Source organism: Streptomyces sp. A1136 (genome assembly GCF_004795055.1).
Classification (GTDB): Bacteria; Actinomycetota; Actinomycetes; order Streptomycetales; family Streptomycetaceae; genus Streptomyces.
Genome location: NZ_SSBJ01000032.1, coordinates 23771 through 47949, shown reverse-complemented (window position 1 = coordinate 47949; position 24179 = coordinate 23771). Strand labels below are relative to the sequence as shown.

General features: G+C 72.0%; 27 protein-coding genes. 16 read left to right on the top strand and 11 right to left on the bottom strand.

The window, feature by feature from the left end:
* Positions 1 to 27 precede the first annotated feature (27 nt).
* The 9 genes from E6R62_RS27515 to E6R62_RS27475 form a co-directional block, all read right to left on the bottom strand.
* Positions 28 to 435 carry a hypothetical protein gene (locus tag E6R62_RS27515; protein ID WP_136216182.1) on the bottom strand — a complete coding sequence of 136 codons (408 nt, stop codon included), beginning with the start codon at positions 433 to 435 and terminating at the stop codon, positions 28 to 30.
* A 162-nt stretch (positions 436 to 597) separates the two neighbouring features.
* On the bottom strand, positions 598 to 1809 hold the full coding sequence (locus tag E6R62_RS27510; protein WP_136216181.1) for a pyridoxal phosphate-dependent aminotransferase: 1212 nt from the start codon (positions 1807 to 1809) through the stop codon (positions 598 to 600).
* 190 nt (positions 1810 to 1999) lie between these two features.
* A complete protein-coding gene (locus tag E6R62_RS27505; RefSeq protein ID WP_136216180.1) occupies positions 2000 to 2530 on the bottom strand; it encodes a dihydrofolate reductase family protein in 531 nt (176 codons plus the stop codon).
* Positions 2527 to 3141 carry a TetR/AcrR family transcriptional regulator gene (locus E6R62_RS27500; protein ID WP_136216179.1) on the bottom strand — a complete coding sequence of 205 codons (615 nt, stop codon included), beginning with the start codon at positions 3139 to 3141 and terminating at the stop codon, positions 2527 to 2529. The genes E6R62_RS27505 and E6R62_RS27500 overlap by 4 nt, the downstream gene beginning before the upstream one ends.
* Before the next feature lie 162 nt (positions 3142 to 3303).
* Positions 3304 to 3765 carry a nitroreductase/quinone reductase family protein gene (locus E6R62_RS27495; RefSeq protein WP_136216178.1) on the bottom strand — a complete coding sequence of 154 codons (462 nt, stop codon included), beginning with the start codon at positions 3763 to 3765 and terminating at the stop codon, positions 3304 to 3306.
* Between the two features lie 136 nt (positions 3766 to 3901).
* The gene (locus E6R62_RS27490; protein ID WP_136216177.1) at positions 3902 to 4096 is read right to left on the bottom strand and encodes a hypothetical protein; all 195 of its coding nucleotides are present in this window, start codon (positions 4094 to 4096) and stop codon (positions 3902 to 3904) included.
* Positions 4097 to 4188: 92 nt separating this feature from the next.
* The gene (locus tag E6R62_RS27485) at positions 4189 to 5199 is read right to left on the bottom strand and encodes a YdcF family protein (RefSeq protein WP_136216176.1); all 1011 of its coding nucleotides are present in this window, start codon (positions 5197 to 5199) and stop codon (positions 4189 to 4191) included.
* A gap of 64 nt (positions 5200 to 5263) precedes the next feature.
* A complete protein-coding gene (locus tag E6R62_RS27480) occupies positions 5264 to 6832 on the bottom strand; it encodes an amidohydrolase family protein (RefSeq protein WP_136216175.1) in 1569 nt (522 codons plus the stop codon).
* A 43-nt stretch (positions 6833 to 6875) separates the two neighbouring features.
* A complete protein-coding gene (locus E6R62_RS27475; protein ID WP_136216174.1) occupies positions 6876 to 8156 on the bottom strand; it encodes an amino acid deaminase in 1281 nt (426 codons plus the stop codon).
* A 129-nt stretch (positions 8157 to 8285) separates the two neighbouring features.
* On the opposite strand from E6R62_RS27475, the gene E6R62_RS27470 reads away from it, so the two are divergent.
* Both E6R62_RS27470 and E6R62_RS27465 read left to right on the top strand, forming a co-directional pair.
* Positions 8286 to 9068: an IclR family transcriptional regulator gene (locus E6R62_RS27470; RefSeq protein WP_136216173.1), complete on the top strand. Its 783-nt coding sequence runs from the start codon at positions 8286 to 8288 to the stop codon at positions 9066 to 9068.
* On the top strand, positions 9065 to 9475 hold the full coding sequence (locus E6R62_RS27465) for a RidA family protein (RefSeq protein WP_136216172.1): 411 nt from the start codon (positions 9065 to 9067) through the stop codon (positions 9473 to 9475). The genes E6R62_RS27470 and E6R62_RS27465 overlap by 4 nt, the downstream gene beginning before the upstream one ends.
* A 71-nt stretch (positions 9476 to 9546) precedes the next feature.
* Here E6R62_RS27465 and E6R62_RS27460 read toward each other — a convergent pair whose 3' ends face one another.
* The gene (locus tag E6R62_RS27460; RefSeq protein ID WP_136216171.1) at positions 9547 to 10884 is read right to left on the bottom strand and encodes a M14 family metallopeptidase; all 1338 of its coding nucleotides are present in this window, start codon (positions 10882 to 10884) and stop codon (positions 9547 to 9549) included.
* A 132-nt stretch (positions 10885 to 11016) separates the two neighbouring features.
* The gene (locus tag E6R62_RS27455) at positions 11017 to 12711 is read right to left on the bottom strand and encodes a chitinase (protein WP_136216170.1); all 1695 of its coding nucleotides are present in this window, start codon (positions 12709 to 12711) and stop codon (positions 11017 to 11019) included.
* A 360-nt stretch (positions 12712 to 13071) separates the two neighbouring features.
* Between E6R62_RS27455 and E6R62_RS27450 the strand changes: the two genes are divergently transcribed.
* The 14 genes from E6R62_RS27450 to E6R62_RS27380 all read left to right on the top strand — a co-directional run bounded on the left by E6R62_RS27450 (position 13072) and on the right by E6R62_RS27380 (position 24141).
* Entirely contained in the window at positions 13072 to 13983 is a 912-nt protein-coding gene (locus E6R62_RS27450; RefSeq protein WP_240801940.1) for a hypothetical protein, read from the top strand.
* Positions 13984 to 14022: 39 nt separating this feature from the next.
* Entirely contained in the window at positions 14023 to 14724 is a 702-nt protein-coding gene (cpaB, locus tag E6R62_RS27445) for a Flp pilus assembly protein CpaB (protein WP_136216168.1), read from the top strand.
* Positions 14725 to 14731: 7 nt separating this feature from the next.
* Positions 14732 to 15994 (top strand): AAA family ATPase, encoded by a 1263-nt coding sequence (locus E6R62_RS27440; protein WP_136216167.1) that lies wholly within the window; start codon positions 14732 to 14734, stop codon positions 15992 to 15994.
* A gap of 4 nt (positions 15995 to 15998) precedes the next feature.
* Positions 15999 to 16385: a TadE family protein gene (locus tag E6R62_RS27435; RefSeq protein WP_240801939.1), complete on the top strand. Its 387-nt coding sequence runs from the start codon at positions 15999 to 16001 to the stop codon at positions 16383 to 16385.
* 1 nt (position 16386) lies between these two features.
* Positions 16387 to 16755 carry a TadE/TadG family type IV pilus assembly protein gene (locus tag E6R62_RS27430; RefSeq protein ID WP_136216166.1) on the top strand — a complete coding sequence of 123 codons (369 nt, stop codon included), beginning with the start codon at positions 16387 to 16389 and terminating at the stop codon, positions 16753 to 16755.
* Between the two features lie 2 nt (positions 16756 to 16757).
* Positions 16758 to 18185 (top strand): ATPase, T2SS/T4P/T4SS family, encoded by a 1428-nt coding sequence (locus E6R62_RS27425; protein ID WP_240801938.1) that lies wholly within the window; start codon positions 16758 to 16760, stop codon positions 18183 to 18185.
* Entirely contained in the window at positions 18182 to 19120 is a 939-nt protein-coding gene (locus tag E6R62_RS27415; protein ID WP_136216165.1) for a type II secretion system F family protein, read from the top strand. Before E6R62_RS27425 ends, E6R62_RS27415 begins: the two co-directional genes overlap by 4 nt.
* A gap of 13 nt (positions 19121 to 19133) precedes the next feature.
* Complete coding sequence (locus tag E6R62_RS27410; protein WP_136216220.1) at positions 19134 to 20024, top strand: DUF5936 domain-containing protein; 891 nt, start codon at positions 19134 to 19136, stop codon at positions 20022 to 20024.
* A 3-nt stretch (positions 20025 to 20027) separates the two neighbouring features.
* Positions 20028 to 21242 (top strand): sensor histidine kinase, encoded by a 1215-nt coding sequence (locus E6R62_RS27405; RefSeq protein ID WP_136216164.1) that lies wholly within the window; start codon positions 20028 to 20030, stop codon positions 21240 to 21242.
* Positions 21242 to 21928: a response regulator transcription factor gene (locus E6R62_RS27400; protein WP_136216163.1), complete on the top strand. Its 687-nt coding sequence runs from the start codon at positions 21242 to 21244 to the stop codon at positions 21926 to 21928. The genes E6R62_RS27405 and E6R62_RS27400 overlap by 1 nt, the downstream gene beginning before the upstream one ends.
* Positions 21929 to 22038: 110 nt before the next feature.
* A complete protein-coding gene (locus E6R62_RS27395) occupies positions 22039 to 22239 on the top strand; it encodes a hypothetical protein (RefSeq protein ID WP_136216162.1) in 201 nt (66 codons plus the stop codon).
* A complete protein-coding gene (locus E6R62_RS27390; protein WP_240801937.1) occupies positions 22236 to 22892 on the top strand; it encodes a pilus assembly protein TadG-related protein in 657 nt (218 codons plus the stop codon). The genes E6R62_RS27395 and E6R62_RS27390 overlap by 4 nt, the downstream gene beginning before the upstream one ends.
* Positions 22893 to 22961: 69 nt before the next feature.
* The gene (locus E6R62_RS27385) at positions 22962 to 23501 is read left to right on the top strand and encodes a hypothetical protein (protein ID WP_240801936.1); all 540 of its coding nucleotides are present in this window, start codon (positions 22962 to 22964) and stop codon (positions 23499 to 23501) included.
* A 4-nt stretch (positions 23502 to 23505) separates the two neighbouring features.
* The gene (locus tag E6R62_RS27380) at positions 23506 to 24141 is read left to right on the top strand and encodes an OmpA family protein (protein ID WP_136216160.1); all 636 of its coding nucleotides are present in this window, start codon (positions 23506 to 23508) and stop codon (positions 24139 to 24141) included.
* Positions 24142 to 24179: the final 38 nt, after the last annotated feature.

Sequence of the window (24179 nt, the reverse complement as noted above, 5' to 3'; positions counted from 1 at the left end):
AGCCTCCGCGGCCCCGGACCGGGGCCGTCAGAGGGCGCCGGCCCGGTCCTGGGACTCCAGGGCGGCGGCGTGGGCGTCCATGCGCTCGGCGGCGAGGATCGCGACGGTGGTGTCGGCCCGGGACGCGGCGACGAGCAGCGCCCGCCCCGCGAGGTCGTGCGCGCGTCGGTGCAGCGGTGCCGGGTCCGTCGACCGGTCGTGGGCCGGTCGTTCGTGGGCCGCCCGGGCGGGACGGGACCCGCGCAGGCGCGCGACCTGGTCGGCGATACGGGCGGCCGCCTCGTCGAGCCCGAGCTCGTCGGTGACGGCGAGGAGCGCCGCGAGGTGCCCGGCGAGCTGGATGTCCAGGGCTTCGCCGCGGCTGCGGTGCGGGAAGTCGGTGCGGCCGCCGGGCATGCGGTGGACGACCGACTTGGTGCGGATCGGCTCGTACATGAGGAGGCCTCCTGCGGGGTCAGGAGACCATCCTACATTGGATCGGTTCTAAAGTTATGCTCGATCCGGCGAGACTCCGGTCTCCGGCGATCCCGGAGCGAGCCCGGAGCGATCCCGAAGCGGCGGCCCCGTGAGCGTCGCGGGAGGCGCCGCCACCCCGCTTCAGAACTGGCCGTAGCCGTCCAGGAAGTTGCCGATCCGGGTGACCGCGTCCGCCAGGTCCTTGGTGTTCGGCAGGGTGACGATCCGGAAATGGTCGGGCTCGGGCCAGTTGAAGCCCGTACCGTGCACGACCATGATCTTCTCGGCCCGCAGCAGGTCGAGGACCATCTGCCGGTCGTCCTTGATCTTGTAGACCGCCGGGTCCAGCTTGGGGAACAGGTACAGCGCGCCCTTGGGCTTCACGCAGCTGATGCCGGGGATGCGCGTCAGCAGGTCGTACGCGGTGTCGCGCTGTTCGCGCAGTCGTCCGCCGGGCAGGACGAGGTCGTTGATCGACTGTCGGCCCCCGAGCGCGGTGGCGACGGCGTGCTGCGACGGCATGTTGGCGCACAGCCGCATGTTCGCCAGGATCGTCAGGCCCTCGATGTAGGAGGAGGCGTGCTTCTTGGGGCCGCAGACCGCCATCCAGCCGGCCCGGTACCCGGCGACGCGGTAGTTCTTGGAGAGCCCGTTGAAGGTCAGGGTCAACACGTCCGGGGCGATGGCGGCCGTGTTGGTGTGGGTGGTCCCGTCGTACAGGATGCGGTCGTAGATCTCGTCCGAGCAGACGATCAGGTTGTTGCGGCGCGCGATGTCCGTCAGGCCGCGCAGCATCTCGTCGTCGTAGACGGCGCCGGTCGGGTTGTTCGGGTTGATGATCACGATGGCGCGGGTGCGGTCGGTGATCTTGCGCTCGATGTCCGCGAGGTCCGGCATCCAGTCGGACTGTTCGTCGCAGCGGTAGTGCACGGCGGTGCCGCCGGCGAGGCTGACCGAGGCCGTCCACAGCGGGTAGTCCGGCGCCGGGACCAGCACCTCGTCGCCGTCGTCCAGCAGTGCCTGCATGGACATCTGGATCAGCTCGGAGACGCCGTTGCCGAGGTAGACGTCCTCGACGTCCAGCTCGATGCCCTTGGTCTGGTAGTGCTGCATGACCGCGCGCCGCGCGGACAGCAGACCCTTCGCGTCCCCGTAGCCGTGGGCGGTGCCCAGGTTGCGGAGCATGTCCTCGAGGATCTCCGGCGGGCACTCGAAGCCGAAGGCCGCGGGGTTGCCGGTGTTCAACTTGAGGATGCGATGACCTGCCGCTTCGAGCCGCATCGCCTCTTCGAGGACGGGTCCGCGGATCTCGTAGCAGACATTGGCGAGTTTCGTTGACTGGATCACCTGCATGACGGGAGCTTACGGTCCCGGCGGCGACCGCGCCGCTTTATTCCGCCACCTTCCACCGGGTTGATATGTCCCGGTTCGGGAGATGTGGAGGCCACGAACCGCACCCTCCTTGGAAACCGTGGCCATCCCGCGTTCCCCCCTGCGGAACGGCCGTCTTGCCGCCGCGACGGCCGTTGCGATGTTGCGCTCGTCACCCCACGTCGTACCGGGCCTGCGTGAACCCGCCGCCCAGGGCCTTCACCTCCCGCAGGGTGAGTTCCACGTCCTGGTCGAGCGCGCCGAAGAGCGGCAGGCCCGAGCCGAGGAGTACCGGAGCGGTGGTGAGGGTGAGTTCGTCCAGGAGGCCCTCGCGCAGGAACGTCGTGACCATCCGGCCGCCGTCCACGTAGACGCTCTTCGCCCCCTGCTCCGTCAGGGCCGTCAGCAGCTCCTCCAGCGAGCGGTACACCGTCACGCGCGGGTCGTCCGTGGTCAAGGTGGTGCTGAGGACCGCCACACGCTTGCCCTCGTAGGGCCAGAACCCGAAGGAAAGCACCTTCTCGTAGGTGCCGCGGCCCATGGCGAGGGTGTCGATCCCGGCCATGAACTCCTCGTAGCCCGTGTCCCCGGCGGCCTCGCCGCGGCTGGTCAGCCACTCGATGTCGCCGTCGGGGCGGGCGATGAACCCGTCGAGGCTGACGCCTATGGTCACGGCGGTGGGGAAGGTCCGGTCCAGGGTCATGCGGGGTCCTTTCGGTCGGTGGCGCCGGTGCGGTGGGGCGCGAGGGTGGAGGAGAGGGCGGCGCGCCGGCGTCCGGCGAGGTCGCCCTCGCGGTCGACGGCCCAGAGCAGGCCCGCTCCCGTGACGGCCGCCCGGACGGTCTCGGCGAGCGCGGTGACGTCGGTGCCCGGACGGAGCTCGCCCGTGTCCGCGGCCCGGCCGAGCAGGCAGTGGCAGGCCTCGCGTTCGGCCCGTTGCGAGGCGAGCGCCAGCTCGCGGAACTCCGGGTCGGCCAAGTCGGAGCAGAGGAACGCCAGGTGGTTCGCGTACGCGTCCGCCGTGGTCACCGCGCTCCAGGCCTCGGTGACCAGCCGGGCCAGCGCGTCGAGCGCCGAATCGTGCTCCCGCTCGACCCTTTCCCGGAGCCGCGCGAAATCCCCGGCGCCGTGCCGCGCCAGTGCGAGCAGCAGTCCGCGCTTGGAGCCGAATCGTTGGACGAGTGTCGCGGGCACCACCCCGACCTCGCGGGCCACGGCGGCCAGGGTGAGGTTGGCCGGCCCGGTCAGGCCCATCACCCGCACGGCCGTCCGCAGGATCGCGGAGTCGTCGACGCCCCGGGGTCGTCCGGCCATGCCCCACCTCTGTATGCCTGAATAAATGACTGTTCATTTATTAAAGCACGCACGCCTCGGCTCCCCGTCGATTTCTGGCTGAGCCGGCCGTGGAGGCCGCCTCCGTGCCGTTGGTGCACGGCACGCAGGCGCGCGACCGCCGTACCGGTGGGACGGTCACCCCTACCGGTGGTCGAATCGGTCGAGGATCACGAGCGGTACCTCGCCGGGCGCCGCGGCCGCCTGGTGGTCCTCGTAGGCGGGCCACAGCGCGGTCAGCGCCTCCCAGTACGTTTCCCGCTCCACCCGGTCCGCCGTGCGGGCCAGGGCCTGGAAGGAGAGGGCTCCGACCTGGAGCCGTACCTCGGGGTGGGCGGTGAGGTGCGCGTACCACCGCGGGGCCGGGGCGCCGGGGGCGTGGCCGGCGGCCACGACGAGGTGGCGGGCGCCGTCCCGGACGTAGATCAGCGGGGTGCGCACGGTGCGGTCCCGCTCGCGGTCGACCGTGGTGAGCAGGAGGGTCGGGACGCCGTGCCAGAGGTGGCCGTCGAGGCCCCCCGAGCCCACGTAGGCCCGGACATGGTCCAGGGCGCGGCCCGGTCCCGGGTCGGTGGGGTGGTCCCAGTCGATCACGACGGTCTGCATCACGGCGTCCTCCGGCTTCGGCCCCCCGCGGCCTAACGACGCCCGGCGCCCGGTGGTTGCGCGCTCGGCGACGACCGCCCCCGGTCCGGCCGGGCGGGCACGGATCGGAGGCGGCCCCCGTGGACCTGCCCCGTACCTACGGCAGGTAGCGCTCGATGACCGAGGGGCCCTCGCGCTCGATCATCTTCCGGGCCTTCTCGACCCGCTCCGGAGTCGGGTCGGCGCCCGTCGCCATGACGAGGTCCTCGGGGTCGTAAGGCCGCTCGCCGCCGGTCCACAGCTTGGACGGGCGGTCCGCGTTCTGGGGCTGCTGGTCCGATTCTCGTTCCATCGCGTACCTCCTCGGGGGGTCCCCGTTCCCCATCATCCTCCGGCGCCCGCGTCATGAACGCACGTCGGCCGGGACGGTGTCCCGCCCCGACCTCAGTGCACCACCAGCGTCAGCACCAGGCCCAGCGCCAACAGCGACCCGCAGACGGCCAGGTTGACGCCCCTGTGCTCCATGAACACCGCCGCGAACTCGCGGATCGTCGCGCTCGGCCAGAAGTACGCGGCCGTGGGCGAACCCAGCACCTGCCCGTTGACCCCGGCCTTGCGGGCCATCATCGCCGCACGGAAGGCGTGGAAGTTGTTGGTCACGACCACGCACCGGTACCCCGGCTTGCCCTCGGTCATGATGGCCGCGCTGAGGGAGAGGTTCTCCTCCGTAGTGCGGGAGCGGTCCTCCAGCCGGATGTGCTCGGCGGGCACGCCCTCGGCGATCAGCCAGTCCGCCATGGCCCGCGCCTCGGGGACCTTCTCGTCCGAGCCCTTGCCGCCCGAGGGCAACAGCACCGGCGCCGCGCCGCCCCGCGCCCGCTGGGCCTCGTAGATCTGCTTGCCCTTGCGCAGCCGGGAGGCCAGCAGCGGCGGCACCCGGTCGCCGCCGACCAGGCCCGAGCCCAGCATGACCACGTAGTCGACGTCGCCACGCACCTTGATCCGCCCGTAGAGGTAGGCGTACGCGAGGAAACAGAGGAAGAGGAACGCGACGTACGCCGCGATCAGGACCACCATCGCGGTCATCCAGGCCAGCTTCACCGAGCCGCTCAGCGCGGTGACCAGGGCGAGTCCCAGAACCCCGAAGATCGCGAGGCCGGCCAGCAGGGACAGCAGGTTGCCGAGGCCGCCGCCCTCCTTGCGCACCATGGTCACCCCGTTGGCCACCAGGAAGCAGGCGAGCGCCACCACCCCGAGCGCCGGGACGAGGAACACGGCGACGACCAGGAACAGTGCGAGGGTCGAGGGCAGGTGCGCGATCCGCGCCAGCAGCCCCAGCGCCAGGCTGACGAACGTGAGCCCCAGCAGGACCGCGTTGCGAAAACGCCGGCGGTCCTCCCGCACACTCAGGCAGAAGAAGACGAACAACGCCGCGGCCGGGGCAAAAGCGATCATGGCGGTCATCGTAGGCGCCGCGCGTGCGGGGCCCGCGGGCCGCCGGCGCCGTCACCGACACGACCTACGGGCGCTTGGGGGTCCTGCGGACCGCGCGCCCGGCCAGGACGTCCGTCCTGCGCCCGTCGCGCATCACGAAGCGGCCGTCGATCAGGACGTGCGGGATACCGCTCGGCAGCGCCCTCGGGTTCCCGAACGTCGATCCGGCCGCCACCGTGTCCGCGTCGAACAGCACCAGGTCGGCGCGGTGGCCGGGTCGCACCAGCCCCCGGTCGGGCAGGCGCAGCCGCGCCGCCGGGCGGCCGGAGAGGTGCGCGACGCACTCCTCCAGGGACAGCACGCCCAGCTCCCGCACGTACCGGCCGAGGTAGTGGGGGAACGTGCCGTACGCCCTCGGGTGGGGTTTCGCGCCGTGGAGGATGCCGTCGGAACCGCCGGTGTGGGCGGGGTGGCGCATGATCGTGCGGACGTTCTCCTCGTGACCCACGTGCTGGATGACGGAAGGGCGCAACCGGTCGTCGAGCAGCAGCCGCCGCGCCTCCTGCCAGCCGCTCGGGCGGGTGCCGACGTACCCGTCGAAGGCGGGGTCCCCGACACCGGACACCTCGACCGTCGACCAGTCCACCGGCACCCCGTGGCAGCCGTCGGAGCCCTCGACCTCCAGCGCGTACCCGATCCGCGCGGCCTCGCGGTCGTCCCGCAGCCGGGCGAGCACCGCGTCGGGGCCGCCCGCGTGGGCCCAGCTCGGCAGGAGGGCGACGAGCGTCGTGCAGCCGGGGGTGTACGGGTAGCTGTCGAGGGTGAGGTCGGCGCCCTCCGACAGCGCTCGGTCGAGAAGGGCGAGCAGGTCCCCCGCCCGGCCCCGGTTCTCGGCGAAGTTCATGGTGGCGTGCGCGAGGTGCAGGGCGCAGCCCGCCTCCCGGGACAGGGCGATCATCTCGGCGTAGGCGGCCAGGGCGCCGCGCCCGTACGAGCGGTGGTGCGGGCAGTAGTAGCCGCCGTAGCGCGCCACCACCCGGCACAGCTCGGTCAGTTCGGCGTCCGCGGCGTACATGCCGGGGGTGTAGGTGAGCCCGGAGGACATGCCGACGGCTCCCTCGGCCAGGCCGTCCGCGACGAGCACGCGCATCCGGTCCAGTTCGGCGGGGGTGGCCGGGCGGTCGTCCCAGCCGACCGCGAGGGCGCGGACGGTGCCCTGCGGGACGAGGTAGGCGGCGTTGACCGCGATGCCGGTGGAGTCGAGCCGGTCCAGGTAGCCGCCGACGGTGCGCCAGTCGAAGTCGATGTCGTCCCCGGAGCCGTTCCAGCCCGCGATCGCCGCCCGGACCCCGGTGAGGGTGCGGTCGTCGGCGGGCGCGTAGGAGAGGCCGTCCTGGCCGAGGACCTCCAGGGTCACGCCCTGGGCGACCTTCGCACTGTGGTCCGGGTCGCGGAGCAGGGCCAGGTCGCTGTGGGCGTGCATGTCCACGAAGCCGGGCGCCAGGACCAGGCCGTGCGCGTCGAGGGTGCGCAGCCCGCCCGCCCCGATCCGGCCGATCGCCTCGATCCGGCCCTCGTGGACGGCGACGTCCGCGGTGTACGAGGGGCCGCCCGTGCCGTCCACGACGCGGGCCCCCCGGATCACCAGGTCCACGGGGGGCCCGGCCGTCCCTGCCGGATCACGCCGGACCCGCTGCCTAGAAGAAGGTGCGGACGTAGTCGCCGACCGTGCCGTCCGCCTCCACCACGGGGATCAGCGGCCACTTCTCGAAGATGGTGCAGGGATGGGACATGCCGAGCGCCACCCAGTCGCCCACCTGGAGGTCGTCGGCCGAGTCGGTCTCCAACCAGGCGTGCTGGTCGGACAGTTTGACCACCCGGATGCCGGCGGCGGGTCGCTCGACGCCGTCGAGCGGGTCCCGTACCAGCTCGACCTCGGGCAGCCCGAGGTCGTAGGCGACGTCGCGCTTGCCGGCGTTGACGAATGCCTGGGTGGGGGAGGGGCGGGAGACCACCTGCGTCCACAGGCGGAACGCGGGGCGCAGGGCGCCCTCCTCGGGCAGGCGGTTGAACGGCGTCAGACGCGTGTACCAGCCGTGGTCGTGGGAGACGTACGCGCCCGAGCGCAGCAGCCGCAACGTCGGCCGCGACAGCTCCGGCAGCTCCGCGAAGACGTCGGCGACGGCGTCGAACCAGGCCGAGCCGCCCGCGCTGACGACGATCTCCTCCACGTCCCCGGAGAACCGGCCCGCCTTGTCGAACTCGACGGCGAGGCCGGTGAGCCGGCGCAGGTACGCGTGCACGGAGTCCGGGTCCGCCCCGGGCACCTCGGCCTCGTACCCGGCGACGCCGACCAGGCGCAGCGTGTCGCACTGCGCGACCGCGTCGGCGACGGCGCGGCAGTCGTCCTCGGTGCGGGCGCCCGTGCGGGCCCCCTCGCCGGCGCCGAGCTCCACGACGACGTCGACGGTGGCGCCCCGGCCCGTCAGGGCCCGGTCCATGAGCCGGACGCCGCGCACGGAGTCGACGTAGCAGACGAAGCGGAACTCCGGGTCGGCGGCGAGTTCACCGGCCACCCAGTGCAGGGCGGCGGCGTCGACGAGCTCGTTGGCGAGGAAGATCCGCCGGATGCCGAACGCGCGGTAGACGCGGGCCTGGTGCGGCACGGCGGCCGTGATGCCCCAGGCGCCGTGGTCCAGTTGCCGTTGGAAGAGCTGCGGGGCCATGCAGGTCTTGCCGTGCGGGGCGAAGGACAGCCCGTGCCGCAGGGCGTACGTCTCCAGGGCGGCCAGGTTGTGGGCGAGCGCGTCCGCGTCGAGGGTGAGGACCGGGGTGGTGAAGCCGCCGGTGAACAGGTCGCGGCGCTCGGCGGCGAGCCCGCCGACGGTCAGGGCGGCGCGCTCGGCGTCCGGCGGGAGACCCTTGAAGCGGTGGTCGACCGGTTCGTCGGCGAGCCCTCGGACTGCGTCGCTGCCCATGCGGAATCCTCTCGCGTTGCGCAGTGCGCAACGTCCATTGCAGGTGGTGCCCGTTGCTGTCTAACATCCCCGATGACGACGGGTCAACGGGGGACGGTTCCCCGGCGGCGGTGCGCGAAGGGACGGGGCGTGAGCCAGTCGGTGGAGCGGGCCCTGCGCGTCCTGCCCGCCCTGGCCCGGGGCCCGGCGGGGCTCGGCGAGGTGGCGGACGTGCTCGGCGTGCACAAGAGCACCGCCCTGCGCCTGCTGCGCACCCTGCGCGCCCACGGCTTCGTCTACCGGCAGCCGGACGGCCGCTACCGGCTGGGGGCGGCGCTGTTCGCCCTCGCCGCCGAGGCCGTGGAGCACCTCGACGTCCGCGAGATCGCCCGCCCGCACCTGGCGGAGCTGAACCGGCTCACGGGCCACACCGTGCACCTGGCCGTGCACCAGGACGACGAGGTGGTGTACGTCGACAAGGTCGACAGCCGCTACCCGGTCCGCGTGTACTCCCGCATCGGCAGACCCGTACCGCTGACGGTGGCCGCCGTGGCGAAGGTACTGCTGGCCGACCTCCCGGCAGCCGAGCGGGAGGCCCTCGCGGCGCGGCTCGACTACCCCCGCCACACCGCCCGTTCGACGCCCGACGCGGCGGCCTTCCTGCGGGAGCTGGCCCTCGTGCGGGAACAGGGCTGGGCCGTCGACCTGGGCGGCCACGAGGAGTCCCTGAACTGCGTCGGCGCGCCCGTGCGGGGCCCGGACGGGCGGGCCGTCGCCGCGCTGTCCCTCTCCGCGCCCGACCGCGCGGCCGAAGCCGACGCGCTCCTCGCACTGCTGCCCCTGGTACGCCGTACCGCCGACACCATCGGCCGGGAGTACTCCGCTTCCGGTGACGGACACCGAGACGATCCCGAACAGGAAGGCGCCCCATGACAGAGAAGACCGCCGTCACGCCCGAGACCCACAACGCCCCGCCCGCGAGGTTCTCGCACGGCGTGCGCAAGGGGAACCTCCTCCAGGTGGCCGGCCAGGTCGGCTACCTGCCGTACGTGGTGGACCAGCCGCCCACCCTCGCCGGTCCGTCGCTGCGCGAGCAGACCCTCCGGACGCTGGAGAACGTCCGCGCCGTGCTGGAGGCGGGCGGCGCGACCTGGGAGGACGCGGTGATGATCCGCGTGTACCTCACCGACACCGCTCACTTCGCCGAGATGAACGAGATCTACGACGCGTACTTCGAGGAGCAGGGGATCAAGGAGGCCCCGGCCGCCCGCACCACCGTCTACGTGGGCCTGCCCGCCGGGATGCTGGTCGAGATCGACGCGCTGGCCGTCCTCGGCTAGTCCACGCCGAAGCGGTGTGGGGGCGCCCCCCTGGCGGTGAGGCGCCCCCGGCCTTTCCGGTCAGCCGTCGACTAGGCGCAGTACTGCGCCGCCTTGCCGATCGACCGGTACATGCAGTCCGCGTTCTCCAGCAGTTGGAGCACGGCGTCCCTGTTGCGCGCCGTCTCGCGGTCGATCACCTCGTCGGGCGGGTAGAAGCCGCCCCCGCCGCCGGTGTCGCTCGGGTACATCTCGAAGGTGTAGGCGAAGATCTTCTGGTTGCCCCACAGCCAGTCGTCGATCGTCCCGTCCGTGATGTACAGGTCGCTCGACTGTTCCGCCGTGTAGCCGTTGCTCGCCGCCATGCCGGTACCGATCTTCTTGTAGGCGGCGAGGTCGTCGGCGGTCATGCCGGGCGCGGTGTCGTTGTACGTCCACCCGAACGGCCACATGACCAGCTCGCTGTACGTGTGGAAGTCGATGGCGGCCTTGATCTGCTGCTTGCCGCCCACCACGCGGCTGCGCACGAAGTCCGCGACGACCTTGACCTCGGGCGCCGACTCGCCGGCGGAGCCGCGGTAGGTCTCGGAGCTCTTGCTGCCGCTGGAGCCGCCGCAGCAGCCCCACTTGTAGTCCCAGTTCCGGTTCAGGTCCGTGCCGACGGCGGAGGAGCCGGAGTTGGGCTGCCGGTTCTTGCGCCACGAGCGGTAGGAGCCGGAGGCGATGTCGTACTCGCCGCCGTCCGGGTTGAGGTCCGGGACGATCCAGATCTCACGGCTGTTGACCATGTCGGTGACGCGGGCGTCGGAGCCGTACTTGGAGCCGAACTCCTTGATCAGGTACAGCGCCATTTCCACGGTGAGGTGCTCGCGGGCGTGCTGGTGGTGGGTGAAGAGCACCTCGGGCTCGGCCTCGTCGGTCCCGACGTTGTCGCTGATCTTGATCGCGATGATGTCCCGGCCCTGGTACGACTTCCCGATGACCTGCTTGCTCATGATCGACGGGTACTGGGCGATGCGCTGGTTGATCTCGTTCGTCGCCTCGGCGTAGTTGTGGTAGTTCGAGTCGGCGGACGGGAAGTCGCTCGTTCCCGTGGCCACGTTGCCCAGCGACCGGTCGGGCGGCCCGGGCAGCGGGGTCACCCGGTAGCCGAGCGCGCGCAGGTTCCTCGCCTGGGCCGGGTCCGCGCTGACGACGACGGAGCGGGCGTCCACCTCGTCGATGGAGACGCCGGTGCGCAGCAGGGCGGTGCGTTCGGCGGCCGTCGCCGGGCCCTTGACCTCGTACTGGGCGATCGACTCGTCCTGGGTGGCGGTGGAGGGGGTGGGTGGCGGGGCGGCCGTCGCGCTCATCCCGTAGGCGGGGGCGCCGAGCGCCAGGGTCAGGAGGGCCGCCGTGACGGCGGCCCTCCGACGGTTGTGGAGCCGCATGCGTTCTCCTGGGTGGGAGTGTGGGGGTAGCCGTGCGGACGCGCACAGCGTGCTCTCATGGCATGTCCGGGTCAAGAATCCGAAACCGGCCACAATGCGGTCGGGCCGGTCGGACACCCCCACACGTACCGCCTAGGGGAGCGCGTGGACCTTCGGACCCACCGTGTTCGACCAAGCGCTACCCGCCTTGGCGTCCCAGTTGGTCGACCAGGTCATCGCGCCGCGCAGCCCGGGGTAGGTCTTCGACGGCTTGAAGGACCCGCAGTTCGTGCCGCGCGCCAGGCAGTCCAGGGCGTTGTTCACGACGGTCGGCGAGACGTATCCGCTCCCCGCGCCGCTGGGCGAGGCGGGGACGCCGAGGCCCACCTGCGAGGGGTCGAGGCCACCCTCCAACTGGACGCAGGCCAGGGCGGTCAGGAAGTCCACCGTGCCCTGGGAGTAGACCTTGCCGTCGCAGCCGTTCATCGAGCCGCTGTTGTAGAACTGCGTGTTGACGACGGTCAGGATGTCCTTCACGTTCAACGCCGTCTTGAAATAGCCGCCGGCCGTCGACTGCATGTCGATCGTCTGCGGCGCCATGGTCAGGACCAGCGAGGACCCCGCCTTCGCGGACAGGGAGCGCAGCGCCTGCGTCATGTAGGTGGGGTTGAGGCCGTTCTCCAGGTCGATGTCGATGCCGCTGAAGCCGTACTCCTGCATCAGCGCGTACGCCGAGTTCGCGAGGTTGTCCGCGGAGGCGGAGTCGTTGACCGAGATGGTGCCCTTCTCGCCGCCGATCGACAGGACGACCGACTTCCCGGCCGCCTTCTTCGCCGCGATGTCCGCCTTGAACTGCGCCGGCGTGTACCCGCCCAGGGCGGCCGAGTCCAGGGTGAAGGAGATGGCGCCGGGCGTGGTGGTGGCGTCGGCGAAGGCGACGGCGACGATGTCGTACTGCGCGGGGACGTCGGAGATCCTCTGGACGGTCGCGCCGTTGTCGAAGTTCTGCCAGTAGCCCGTCAGGGCGTGCTTGGGCACGGCCGGGTTCGGGTTCGGGGTGCCGCCGCCCGTGGTGGTGCCGGTCACCGCCGCGGACCGCGGGCCCTCGCCCGCCGCGTTGTACGCGCTCACCTGGAACGAGTACGAGGTGGCGGCCGCGAGCCCGGTGAGTTGGACCGGGGAGGCGGGGACGGTGCGGACGCGGACGCCGTCCTGATAGACGTAATAGCCGCTCGCCCTGCCGACCGCGTTCCACGAAAGGGTGAGGGCGCTCGCGCTCTGACCGGAAACGGTTGCCCCCGACGGCGCGCCGGGGACGGTCGGGCCGGGGTCGGTGCCGCCGCCCCCGTCGGGGCCGTAGACGCTGAACTCGTCGACGAAGTAGGCGGGCTGGCCGTACCAGCCGTGCGTCCAGACCGTGACCCGGGTGGTGTTCGGGCCGGTGGAGAAGGTGGTGGAGAGCTTCTGCCAGCCGCCGCCCGAGCCGGGGGTCCAGGTGGACACGTCCTGGGTGCCGGTGCCGGTCGCGCCGAGGTACACGTAGGAGCCCTGCACCTGCGCGCTGAGCGTGTACGTGGAATTCGGCTTGACCGTGACGGTCTGCGAGCACTGGGCGGAGTCCTGCCCGGCCGGAGTGGCCTTGAGGGCGCCGGAGCCGGAGAAGACGGGGGACGAGACGGCGACGCCGCTGCCGCCCGTGCAGCTCCAGTCGGACAGGCCGGACTCGAAGCCTCCGTTACGGGCGACGTTGACGTCCGCGGCTTGTGCCGTACCGGCGGTGAGGGCGGTCAGGGCGCCCGCGGCGAGCGTGGCGGCGAGGGGCAGGGCGAGGGAGCGTATGCGGTTCACGAAGGCTCCGGTGGGGGGAGAAGGGGATGTGAACGGGGTGACGGGGGCGTGTGGGGAGCCCCGGGAGTCAAGTTGGTCCAGACCAATCCCGCTGTCAAGGGTCTTGTCAATGTGGCCTGAAATGAGCGCAGTTCCGCCAGGCGGCCAGTCCCTGTTGTCCGGGTTTCCGGCCACCTGTGACATGTGCTCGTGGCACGGGAATCACCAAGGCCCTGCCCCACCGCGGACGACGCGGATATGGTGCTGAGGCAGGGGGGAAGTGCGCTGGTCGTGAGCGGTTGCGCCGTTCGTACGCGGAGGTGAAGGCCGCGTGACGGGCGGGCGAAGACCGCGGTGTACGGGGTGAACAGGGGGATTCGCGTGCCGACCGCCATTGCTGTCACCACCGCCGATCTGGTGCTGCCGGCCCCGGACCGGCAGACCCCGGGCGCCGCCGTCCTGCGCCCGCCCGGGCAGCTCGACCTCGAAGGCGCGCTCGCGGAGACCACCGCCCTGTTGGACGCGCACGGCCACCTCGTCGTCGTCGTGCCGACCTGGCTGCCGGCCGCCACCGTCCGGCGGCTGCACACCGTACGGGCCATCCTGGAGACCGACCGGATCGCACTCGTCGAGGCCGACCTGCCCCCACTGGGCACCGCCCTGCTGGTGCGTCAACTGCGCCTGCTCAGCGTCTGCGAGTTCAGCCCCGGGGTCGTCGCCTCGGCGGCCCGGCTGCTGTCCCACTACATCTACGCGGGCGCCCTGCTGGGCAGCGTCGCCAAGCTGGACCGGGTGCCGGTCGGGCTCAAGGCGCACGCCCGCTCCTGGTCACCGGGCGCCCAGTTCGTCGTACTCGCCCACCCGACGCCCCACCTGGCCCGGCTCACGCCCCCGGCCTCCGGCGGGGCGCACGCCGGCGGCCCCTCCGTACTGCCGCCCGGCCCCGGCTTCGTCACCCACCTCACCTTCGCCCGCGGCCGGCTCGCCTCCGACTGGGTGACGGCCGAACTGGCGCCCGCCTGGCAGGTCGGGGGAGTCATGGAGAACCCGCTGCCCGCCGACTCGGCCGCCTGGTGGGGCACCCCCAAGTTCGTCGAGTTCGCCGCGGCCATCCCGGACCCGTCCGTGCTCTACCAGCTGGTCGCCTCCGTCCGCCGCGAGGAGTGCCGCTGGTGCGGCATGGAACTCATCGGCGACCGGTGCGGCTTCTGCGCGGCCCCGCTGACCGCGCCCCCACCGGCCCCGCCCCCCGCCGGCGGACACGGCGCCGCACCGACCGGACATCGACCCTGACCGGCCCGAACCAACGAAGAACGGCGAGGTAGTACGGCCATGAACTCACGCCAGCGCCGCGGCGTCATCCTGCTGCTCCTGTCGGTCCTGTGCGCGCTCGCGGCGTTCGCCGGGGTCCTCGTGGTGATCGGCGACGTCAACTCCAAGGTCGGGTCCGAGGTCGTCGCCTACCGGGTGAAGGGGGACATCGCCCCGTACAGCCCCCTGGGGGCGGGTCAGTTCGAGGAGGTCAAGGTCCCCAAGCGCTGGTTGTCCGAGACGGCCGTGACCGACCTCGGCGCGCTGCGGGGCAAGATCGCCCTCACCACGCTCAAGAAGGGCTCCCTCCTCCAGGAGGACATGTTCGTCGACAAGCCGCAGCTCCAGCCGGGCGAGCAGGAGATCGCGATCATGATCGACGCCGCGACCGGGGTGGCCGGCAAGATCACCTCGGGTGCCAAGGTCAACATCATCGCCACCTTCAAGGGCGCCAAGGACACCGATCCGTCCCGCTCCGTGATCATCGTCGCCAACGCCCGCGTGCTGAACGTCGGCAAGCTCACCCCGCTCGACAAGGACAGCGACAAGAAGGGTCCCGCCGAGGCGGTCCCGATCACCTTCGCCCTGAACACCAAGGACACCCAGCGCGTCGCGTACGCCGAGTCGTTCGCGGAGCACGTGCGGCTGGCCCTGGTGGCCCCCGGCACCGAGTCGGTCCCCGGCCCGGGCGACCGCACGTACACCCTCGACGGGGACAAGTGAGGCCCGGATGAGCACCCGAATCCTCCCCGCGGTCGGCGACCCGGACGCCGCCCGCCTCATCACCACCCTCCTCGGCCGGCTCCCGGCCGCCGAACCGGCCGGCCCCCTGCCCGACTCGACCGCCCTCCTCGACACCCTGGCGCGACTCGCCGCCGAGTCCGTCGACGGACTGCCCGAGGTCGTCCTCGTCCACGAGCGGATCGGCCCGCTGCCCGCCCTGGAACTCGTGCGCGAGGTCGCCCTGCGCTTCCCGGCGGTGGGCGTGGTCCTGCTGTCGTCCGACGCCGGACCCGCCCTGTTCTCCGCCGCGATGGACTGCGGCGCACGCGGCCTGATCGGCCTCCCGCTCTCCTACGAGGAACTCGCCGCCCGCGTCCAGGCCGCCTCCCAGTGGTCCGTCGGCGTACGCCGCCACCTGGGCCGGGGCCCCGAGGTGCCGGCGGGACCCGGCGGACGGGTGGTCACCGTCGCCGGGGCCAAGGGCGGCGTCGGCACCACCTTCACGGCGGTGCAGTTCGCCCTGGCCGCGGCCGCCTCGGGACGCCGTACGGCACTGGTGGACCTGGACCTCCAGGCCGGGGACGTGGGCTCGTACCTCGACGTGCAGTTCCGCCGCTCCATCGCCGACCTCGCCGGCATCCAGGACATCTCCCCCCGCGTCCTCCAGGACGCCGTGTACGACGACCGCACCGGTCTGGCACTGCTGCTGGCCCCGGGCGACGGCGAACGGGGCGAGGAGGTCGACGAACGAGCCGCGCGCCAGGTCATCGCCGCCCTGCGCGCCCACTACGAGCTGGTCGTCATCGACTGCGGGACCCAGGTCACCGGGGCCAACGCGGCCGCCGTGGAAGTGGCAGAGGTGGCGGTCCTGGTCACCACCCCCGACGTGGTCGCGGTGCGCGCCGCCAAACGGCTGGTCCGGATGTGGGAGCGGCTCCAGGTCCGCAAGGCCGAGGACACCGTGGTGGTCGTCAACCGCTGGAGCAAGCACACCGAGATCCAGCCCGCCCTGATCGAGAGGATCACCAAGACCCGGGTCACCCGCACCCCCGTCCCGGCCGCCTTCAAGGAGCTCCAAGCCGTGGTGGACGCGGGCCGGGTGCAGGACCTCGACAACCGCTCGACGGTCAAACAGGCCCTGTGGAAGGTCGCCGGGGAACTCGGCCTGCTCACCGCCCCGACCACCCACTCCCCACCCCCCTCCGCCGAACTGGCCGTACGGGCGGCGGCCGGGCCACTGGCCCGGCTGCGCCGGGGCCGGGAGGGGTGAGGGCGTGCCCGCGCGGAGCCGAGGCGGGGGCCGCCCCCGGGACCGTGGACAGGTCGCCGTCGAGTTCGTCGGCATGGTGCCGCTGATCCTGCTGCTCGTCGCGGCGGTCTGGGAGTGCGTCCTGATCGGCTACGCCTTCTCCCTGGCGGGCAACGCCGCGGACGAGGCGGCGCGGGTCGGGGCCGTGCACGGCGACGGCCCGTGCCAGAGCGCGGCGCGCCGGCACATCGGGGACGCCTGGACCATGAGGGTGTCCTGCGGCAACGCGGGGGACATCTACAAGGCGACCGTGGAACTCAACGTCCCCGTGCTGTTCCCCGGGCTCGACATCGGCGTTCCCATCACGGGCGAGGGCGGCTCGCCACAGGAGCAGGAGAGGGGAGGGGAGTGAGATGACAGGGACCCGGCGCGCTTTCCGGGACCGGGGTCAAGTGGCCCTGGAGTACATCGGCTTCATCCCCATCCTGCTCTTCGTCGCCCTGTGCGGCATCCAACTCGGCTGGGTCGGGTACGTGCACCAGCAGGCCGAGACGGCGGCGCGCACGGCGGCCCGGGTGGAGGCCCGCAAACCGGGGGCGGGGGAGGCGGCCGGCCACGCGGCGATCCGGTCCGGGCTCGCGGCCACCATCACGGTGTCCGGCGGCGGGGACGCGGTCACCGCCAACGTCTCCATCCCGGTCACCTCGATCATCCCCGGGCTCGCACTCGACCCCGCCACCGCCACCGCCGTCATGCCCGACGACGACCCGAAGGGACCCTGACGATGAGCCTGCGTTCCCGGGTCAACACCCCCGACGACCGCCACAACCCGCGCGAGGACGGCCGACTGGTCTCCGCCTACCGCGCGAAGCTGCTGGAGGAGATCGACCTCGCCGAGATGTCCGCGCTCGCGCCCGCCGAGCGCCGGGCCCGGCTGGAACGCGTCCTCGGCCACATCATCAGCCGCGAGGGCCCCGTCCTGTCCACCGTCGAACGGGCCCAGCTCATCCGCCGCGTCGTCGACGAAGCGCTGGGCCTCGGCGTCCTCGAACCGCTCCTAGAAGACCCGTCGATCTCCGAGATCATGGTCAACGGCCCGGACCAGATCTTCGTGGAGCGCGCCGGACGCGTCGAACAACTGCCGCTGCGCTTCGCCTCGCACGAGCAGCTCATGCAGACCATCGAGCGCATCGTCTCCACCGTCAACCGCCGCGTGGACGAGGCCAATCCGATGGTGGACGCCCGGCTGCCCAGCGGCGAGCGCGTCAACGTCATCATCCCGCCGCTCTCCCTGACCGGGGCCACCCTCACCATCCGCCGTTTCCCCCGGGCGTTCACCCTGCCCGAGATGATCGGCCTCGGCTCGCTCGACGAGCAGATGCTGCTCCTGCTGTCCGGCCTGGTGCAGGCCAAGCTGAACGTGATCGTCTCCGGCGCCACCGGCACCGGCAAGACCACCCTCCTCAACGCCCTCTCCGGCCTGATCCCCGAGGGCGAGCGGATCATCACCATCGAGGACTCGGCCGAACTCCAGCTCCAGCAGGCCCACGTCATCCGCCTCGAATCCCGCCCCGCGAACGTGGAGGGCAGCGGCCGGATCACCATCCGCGACCTCGTACGCAACTCCCTGCGCATGCGCCCCGACCGCATCATCGTCGGCGAGGTGCGCGGCGGCGAGACCCTGGACATGCTCCAGGCGATGTCCACCGGCCACGACGGCTCCCTGGCCACCGTCCACGCCAACAGCTGCGAGGACGCCCTGACCCGGCTGCAGACCCTGGCGTCCATGTCGGAGGTGGAGATCCCCTTCGAGGCACTCCAGGACCAGATCAACAGCGCGGTGAACGTCGTCGTCCAACTCACCCGCTTCGGGGACGGCTCGCGCCGCGTCACCGAGATCTCCATCCTCGACTCGCACGGCCGCGAACCCTTCCGGATCATCACCGTGTGCCGGTTCGCGGCCCGGCCGATGGGTGCGGACGGCCGCGTACACGGCCACTTCGAGTACTACCCGCTGCCGCGCACGCTCGCGGACCGCCTCTACATGAACAACCAACCGATCCCGCAGGCCTTCGGGGTCGCCCGGTCCGACGATCAGCTCGCCGCCCGGACCACCGGGGCCCCCGGCTTCCCCGGGGCCCCCGGAGCCCCCTGGGCGACCGGCTCCCCCGGCGGCCCCGGGGCCCCCTGGACCACTCGGAACGTCCTGTGAACCCACTGATCCTCCTCACCCTCGGCGCGACACTGCTCGCCTGCCTGCTCGTCGTCCTCGGCGTCCACGCCTACGCAGCGGGCCGCGCCCAGCGCGCCGCCCTCATCGAACGCCTCTCCGCGAGCGGCGCCCCGGAGCCGCTCGGCCGCCGGCGCCGCTTCCGCGGGGTCGACCGCCGGTTGCGCCACACCCGACTGGGCCGCCGCATCGAGGTGAAGCTGGCCACGACGGGCCTGGACCTCACCCCGGGCGAGTTCTTCGTCTACATGCTGATGTCCGTCGTCGGGGTCTGGCTCGTCTCGGCGTCCCTTCTGGCCCCCTTCTTCGGCCCGGTGGCGGGCCTGATCGGGCTGTGGGCCGCCAACGCCTTCCTCAACTGGCAGCGCACGCGCCGCACCGAGCGGTTCATCAACCAACTCCCCGAACTGGCCCGCATCCTGGCCAACGCGACCCAGGCCGGCCTGGCGCTGCGTACGGCCATCGGGATGGCGGCGGAGGAACTGGAGGCCCCCGCGGGCGAGGAACTCGGCCGCGTCGCCGACCGCCTCGCCGTCGGCCACTCCATCGAGGAGTCCCTGGGCGAACTGACCGAGCGCCTGCCCTCGCGCGAACTCGTCGTCCTCGTCTCCACCCTGGTCCTGTCCGCCCGCGCGGGCGGCGCGCTCGTGGGGAGCCTGCGCAACCTCACCGTGACGCTGGAACAGCGCAAGGAGACGCGCAGGGAGATCCGTACGCAGCTCTCGCAGGTGACGGTGACGGCGTACCTGGTACCCGCGATCGGGCTCGGCTCGCTGCTGCTCGTGGACATGATGATGCCCGGCGCCCTGGACCGCATGACGGGCGCCTTCATCGGGCAGACGGCCGTCATCGTCGCGCTCGGCCTCTTCACCCTGGGGTTCGTCCTCATCCGCCGACTGTCGAAGATCGACGTGTGAGGGGGACCGCGTGATCACACTGCTGCTCGCCGCGGCCCTCGGGCTGTCGGTCTTCGGGGCCCTGTACGGAATCCGCCTCTACCGCGCCGACGTCAAACTGCCCAGCGACCTCGCCCTCGCCCTGGAGGTGGGCGCCACTCGCACCACGGCCGTCGGCTCCCTCGTCGACCGCCTCGGCATCCGCTGGGCCCCCCTGGTGCTGCGCGCGATGGGCCGGGACCGGGTGGCCCGCAAACGCCGCCAGATCGACATGGCGGGCAACCCCGCCGGCCTGACCATCGACCGGTACGCGGCCCGGCGCGCGGTCTACGGGTTCCTCGGCGCGCTGGGAGCCTTCGCGATGCTGATCAACGGGCAACTGGTGGCCGCCCTGCTCATGGTCGCCTTCGGCCTGTTCTGGATCGAGGTCGGCCTGTGGTCGGCGATCCGGGTGCGCCGGGACCACATCGAGCGGACGCTGCCGGACTTCCTCGACGTGCTGGCCGTCGTCGTCAGCGCCGGGCTCGGCTTCCGGCAGGCGCTGGAACGGGTAGCGGGCAAGTACGAGGGCCCCTGGTCCGACGAGATCCGCATCACCCTCCAGCAGATGGACATGGGCGTCAGCCGCCGCCAGGCCTTCGACGAACTGCGCCGGCGCAACGACTCCGAGCAGGTGGCCCAGTTCGTCACCGCGCTCCAGCAGGGCGAGGAACTCGGCTCCCCGATCGTGGACACACTGATCGCGATCGCGGAGGACATGCGCCGCACCGACGCGCAGAACGCGCGCCGCCGGGCCGCGCGGGCGATCCCGAAGGCCACCTTCACGGTCACCATGTTCATGCTGCCCGGCACCCTGATCCTGCTCGTCTGCGGTTTCGTCTACGGGGCGAACATCGACTTCGGCGCCCTGTTCGGGAGCGGGTGAGCCATGGCCACCACGATCGGTATCGTGCCTCCGGCCGTCTCCCGCGAGCGGGTCCGCCCCGAGGCCCCGCCCCTCACCCTCCAGGTCAACGCCCTTCAGGCGCTGTGCCGGCAGGTCTTCGCCTTCCGCATGGTGATGACCGCACTCGGCGCGCCCCTCGCGCTCGGACGGACCGCGCCCGGCGCCCCCGTGTACCTGGTCGGCGGGGCGGTCCTGCTCACCTTCATGCTGTCGTACGTCGCGTTCCGGGACTGGGAGCGCTTCGGCCCGCTGTTGCTGCGCCACCGCTGGCTGTTGGCGCCGGACATGGCGTTCAGCGCCCTGCTCCTGATCACCGCCACGCCCGCCTCCCCGCTCGGCCCGGTCGCGCTCTGCACACCGCTGCTGGCCGGGCTGGTCTACGGGTGGCGCGGCTCGGCGCCCTACGCGGCCCTCCAGGCGGCCCTGGTCGCGGCGGCTTCGGGCGGCACGACCCTGGCAGGGCTGTGCCTGCTCGCGGGCGCCGCGGGAGCCTCCCTGCGCGGCCTCCTCTTCCGCTTCGGGGCGGCGAGCCAGGCCCTGACCGAGACCCGGGCGCGGCTGGCGGTGGCGGAGGCGGTACGGGCCGAACGGGACCGCCTGGCCCGCGAGATGCACGACTCGGTGTCGAAGACCCTGTACGGTCTGGCCCTCGCCGCCGACGCCCTCTCCCGCACGGCCACCGACCCCGCCGACCCGGAGGCCACCCGCCTCCAGGCCCGGGCGGTGGCGGAGGCGGCCCGGCAGGCGGCGGCCGAGTCCCGCGCGCTGCTGACCGACCTCCGCCGGGACCTCGACACCCCGGGCGTCTGCCTGTCGGCGGAGCTGCGGGCGCTGGCGGGCGCGGGCGTGGTCGTCCGTACGTCCGGGGGGCTGCCCCTGCTCCCCTCCGCGGTCGCCGCGCACCTGGTGGCGGTGGCCTCGGAAGCCCTGGAGAACGCCCGCCGCCACGCGTCGGCCTCGTCGGTCGAGGTCGAGGCCGCCGTCCGCGGGCCGCGGTTGGTCCTCACGGTGGAGGACGACGGGTGCGGCCTGCCGCCGGGCGGTGTCGACGTGAAGGCACTCTCGGACGCCGGCCACTTCGGCCTCCTCGGCATGGCGGAACGCGCGACGGCCATCGGCGCCCGCCTGCACGTCGGCCCCCGCCCGACCGGCCCCGGCACCCGGGTCCGCCTCGACCTCCGCCTCGGGAGCCTGTGATGCCCCCACTGCGCGTCCTGATCGCCGACGACAACCCGGTCGTCCGGGCCGGCCTGGCCGCCCTGCTGGCGACCGCGGACGACCTGGGGGTCATCGCCCAGGCGGCCGACGGGCGCGAGGCGTTGAACCTGACCCGCCTCCACCGGCCCGACGTGGTCCTGCTCGACGTGCGCATGCCGGGCGTCGACGGGATCTCCGCCCTGCCGCACCTCGTCCGGTTGGCGCCGGTCTTGATGCTGACCTACAGCACCGAGTCGGAGGTCGTCCGGGAGGCCCTGCTCCTGGGCGCGGGCGGCTACCTCGTCCACGGCGAGTTCACCCCGGACGACCTGATCCGCGCCATCCACGACACCCGCGCGGGCCGCGCCCACTTCACCCCGACGGCGGCGAACACCCTCCTCGCGGAACTCCGCGCCTCTTCGCAAACGCAACCGATTGTGGCACAGTCTTCTCAGCGACTCGTGAACCACGTGGCCTACGGCCTCAGTTCGCGGGAGGAGGAAGTCATGGACCTGATCGCATCCGGGATGAACAACCAACAGATCGCGGCGACCTGCTTCATCAGCGAGAAGACGGTCAAGAACCACATCAACCGCATCTTCGCGAAGCTCCAGACCACCACCCGCAGCGAGGCGATAGCCCGCTGGCTGGGCACGGCCCGTCCGGGAATGACCGGCCATGGGTAGACGCCTGACACAGTGGGTCCGTATTTGGGCCCCGGGACCCTTGGTCACCACCGCTCACTCCCCGTATCGTCCGCCCATCGACAGCGGCACCGGCCCGGGAGGAAACCCCCATGTCACACAAGACCCTGGCAAGGATGCGGAAGCGGTACACCGGCACGACCTCAAGGGACCGCGGCCAGACGGCTTTCGAGTACCTGGGCATCATCCTGGTGGTCGTGGTCATCATCGGAGCGATCATCGGGACCGGGATCGGGCAGGCGATCACCAATCGCATTTCCTCCGCGGTCGCATCGATCACCGCCGGGAAGTGATCGCGAGGCAGCTGCGCGATCGGGGGCAGGCGTTCCCGATCTACGTCGTGGTGATCGCAGGCATGCTCTTCGCGGCCCTGGCCTACTTCACCATCAGCAAGGCCGGGATCGTGCGCAGTAGTGCCCAGGGAGCCGCCGATGCCGCCGCACTTGCGGCGGCGCGGGAGGCCAGGGACAACCTCATGTCCGGCGTCGACCTGGCCACCCTTACGCCGGAGGACTGGGAACAGGTCCTTCAAGGCAACCGCTTCGAGAGCGGTCCGGGTCCCTGTGGGGCGGCGGCGGACTTCGCGGCGAAGAACGATGCGACAGCCTCGTGCAGCCGCTCGGGCCTCCGATTCACCGCCCGAACCAAGACGAACGGGACGGTGGGGGACTCGGTGGTCCCCGGGGCGAGCGGGCATCAGGGGACAGCCGTCGCCACTGCGGAGATCACCCCCCGCTGTCGGCTCAAGTCGGCCGAGCCGGGCGGCGGCACCAGTGGCTCGACGCCCACACCCGCACCTACATCCACGTCCACATCCACACCTCCGCCACCCGGGCGGATCGAGTTCGGGTGCGACAAGGGCGCCTTGGTCGTCTATGACCCTGCCCGGCCGAGCTCGTGGAGTTCACTGGCGGCGGCCCTGTTCGACCTACGCCTGATCGCCTGACGACCGAGAGACAAGGAAGCTGTGTACATGAGTGTTCGGCGCGCGACCCACGGGAAAGCCGCTCTCGGCATGGTTGCGGCCCTGGCCCTTGCCCTGACGGGGTGTGGCGGCGAGGGCAAGTCCGACAAGCCTGCCGGGCCGAGCGCCGTGAAGCCTCAGGGGAGTACAGGGGCGTCTCCATCCGGGGCGGCGAAGAGCGAGACCCCCCCGGCGACCCAGATCCTCGCCACGGTCAATGGGGAGGCGGGCATGACCCTTACGGTCAACTCTGCCGTTCGTGACGCCGGCGGTTTCCTCACCGTCAGCGGCCAACTGAAGAACACCGGCGGCCAACCGTTCGCGAGTACCGCGGCTTGGCGTGGGAACGAGCTGAACGGCAGTGGTGCATCGGTGGCGGGCGTGACGTTGGTCGACAAGGTCGGCAAGAAGCGCTACTACGTGCTTCGCGACACCGACGGACGATGCCTGTGCACGACCGGGCTGACCATCATCGATCCCGGCCAAACCGTCCCGTTCTTCGCCCAGTTCCCCGCGCCCCCCGCCGCCACCACGGAGGTGGACTTCAACCTCCCCACCTTCGCCACGGCCACCGTCAAAATCTCCGGGTGACCCCATGACCAAACGCCACCGCGTCTCCGCCGCGACCGCCGTCGTCGGGCTCGTCATCGCCGGCGCCCACATCCTCGGTGCGACCACCGCGTACGCCGACGACGTCAAGCCCTCCGTGCCGCCCGGGACGGAACCCTCCGCCGCCGCGCCCGTGGCGATCGATTCCAACGCGCCCGGGCTCAAGATCCCGCAGGGCGGGACCCTCGCCCCCGTCAAGGTGCTCGACATCGCCGAGGTCGTCGAGGACCTCGGTGGGGAGCAGCGGCGGCAGGAGACCAACCAGACCGTCATGATGGCCCTACAGGCCGAGGTGCTCTTCCCCGAGGACAGCGCCGTCTTCAACGCCCAGGCGGCCGCCCGTATCCAGGCCATCGCGCAGGAGATCAACCAGCAGAAGGCGACCCGCGTGCGGGTCTTCGGGTTCACCGACGACCAGGGCAGCTACGAGCACGGCAAGGAACTGTCCAAGCAGCGCGCCGACGCCGTGCAGGCGGAGCTGGCGAAGACGGTGACCAGTCCCGGGGTCATCTTCGACGTCCGGGGATACAGCGAGGACTACCCGATCGCCGACAACGGCACCGAAGAGGGCCGCAAGAAGAACCGTCGCGTCGAGGTCACCTTCCCCCGTAGCGAGAAGTAGGCCGCCCCGCCCCGCCGCCGCCCCGCCGCCCCCGCACG

Bases quoted from the DNA above. Each gene is read 5' to 3' on its own strand.
- E6R62_RS27515 (WP_136216182.1), bottom strand. From the start codon at position 435: ATGTACGAGCCGATCCGCACCAAGTCGGTCGTCCACCGCATGCCCGGC.
- E6R62_RS27510 (WP_136216181.1), bottom strand. From the start codon at position 1,809: ATGCAGGTGATCCAGTCAACGAAACTCGCCAATGTCTGCTACGAGATC.
- E6R62_RS27505 (WP_136216180.1), bottom strand. From the start codon at position 2,530: ATGACCCTGGACCGGACCTTCCCCACCGCCGTGACCATAGGCGTCAGC.
- E6R62_RS27500 (WP_136216179.1), bottom strand. From the start codon at position 3,141: ATGGCCGGACGACCCCGGGGCGTCGACGACTCCGCGATCCTGCGGACG.
- E6R62_RS27495 (WP_136216178.1), bottom strand. From the start codon at position 3,765: ATGCAGACCGTCGTGATCGACTGGGACCACCCCACCGACCCGGGACCG.
- E6R62_RS27490 (WP_136216177.1), bottom strand. From the start codon at position 4,096: ATGGAACGAGAATCGGACCAGCAGCCCCAGAACGCGGACCGCCCGTCC.
- E6R62_RS27485 (WP_136216176.1), bottom strand. From the start codon at position 5,199: ATGATCGCTTTTGCCCCGGCCGCGGCGTTGTTCGTCTTCTTCTGCCTG.
- E6R62_RS27475 (WP_136216174.1), bottom strand. From the start codon at position 8,156: ATGGGCAGCGACGCAGTCCGAGGGCTCGCCGACGAACCGGTCGACCAC.
- E6R62_RS27465 (WP_136216172.1), top strand. From the start codon at position 9,065: ATGACAGAGAAGACCGCCGTCACGCCCGAGACCCACAACGCCCCGCCC.
- E6R62_RS27460 (WP_136216171.1), bottom strand. From the start codon at position 10,884: ATGCGGCTCCACAACCGTCGGAGGGCCGCCGTCACGGCGGCCCTCCTG.
- cpaB (WP_136216168.1), top strand. From the start codon at position 14,023: ATGAACTCACGCCAGCGCCGCGGCGTCATCCTGCTGCTCCTGTCGGTC.
- E6R62_RS27440 (WP_136216167.1), top strand. From the start codon at position 14,732: ATGAGCACCCGAATCCTCCCCGCGGTCGGCGACCCGGACGCCGCCCGC.
- E6R62_RS27430 (WP_136216166.1), top strand. From the start codon at position 16,387: ATGACAGGGACCCGGCGCGCTTTCCGGGACCGGGGTCAAGTGGCCCTG.
- E6R62_RS27425 (WP_240801938.1), top strand. From the start codon at position 16,758: ATGAGCCTGCGTTCCCGGGTCAACACCCCCGACGACCGCCACAACCCG.
- E6R62_RS27405 (WP_136216164.1), top strand. From the start codon at position 20,028: ATGGCCACCACGATCGGTATCGTGCCTCCGGCCGTCTCCCGCGAGCGG.
- E6R62_RS27400 (WP_136216163.1), top strand. From the start codon at position 21,242: ATGCCCCCACTGCGCGTCCTGATCGCCGACGACAACCCGGTCGTCCGG.
- E6R62_RS27395 (WP_136216162.1), top strand. From the start codon at position 22,039: ATGTCACACAAGACCCTGGCAAGGATGCGGAAGCGGTACACCGGCACG.
- E6R62_RS27385 (WP_240801936.1), top strand. From the start codon at position 22,962: ATGGTTGCGGCCCTGGCCCTTGCCCTGACGGGGTGTGGCGGCGAGGGC.
- E6R62_RS27380 (WP_136216160.1), top strand. From the start codon at position 23,506: ATGACCAAACGCCACCGCGTCTCCGCCGCGACCGCCGTCGTCGGGCTC.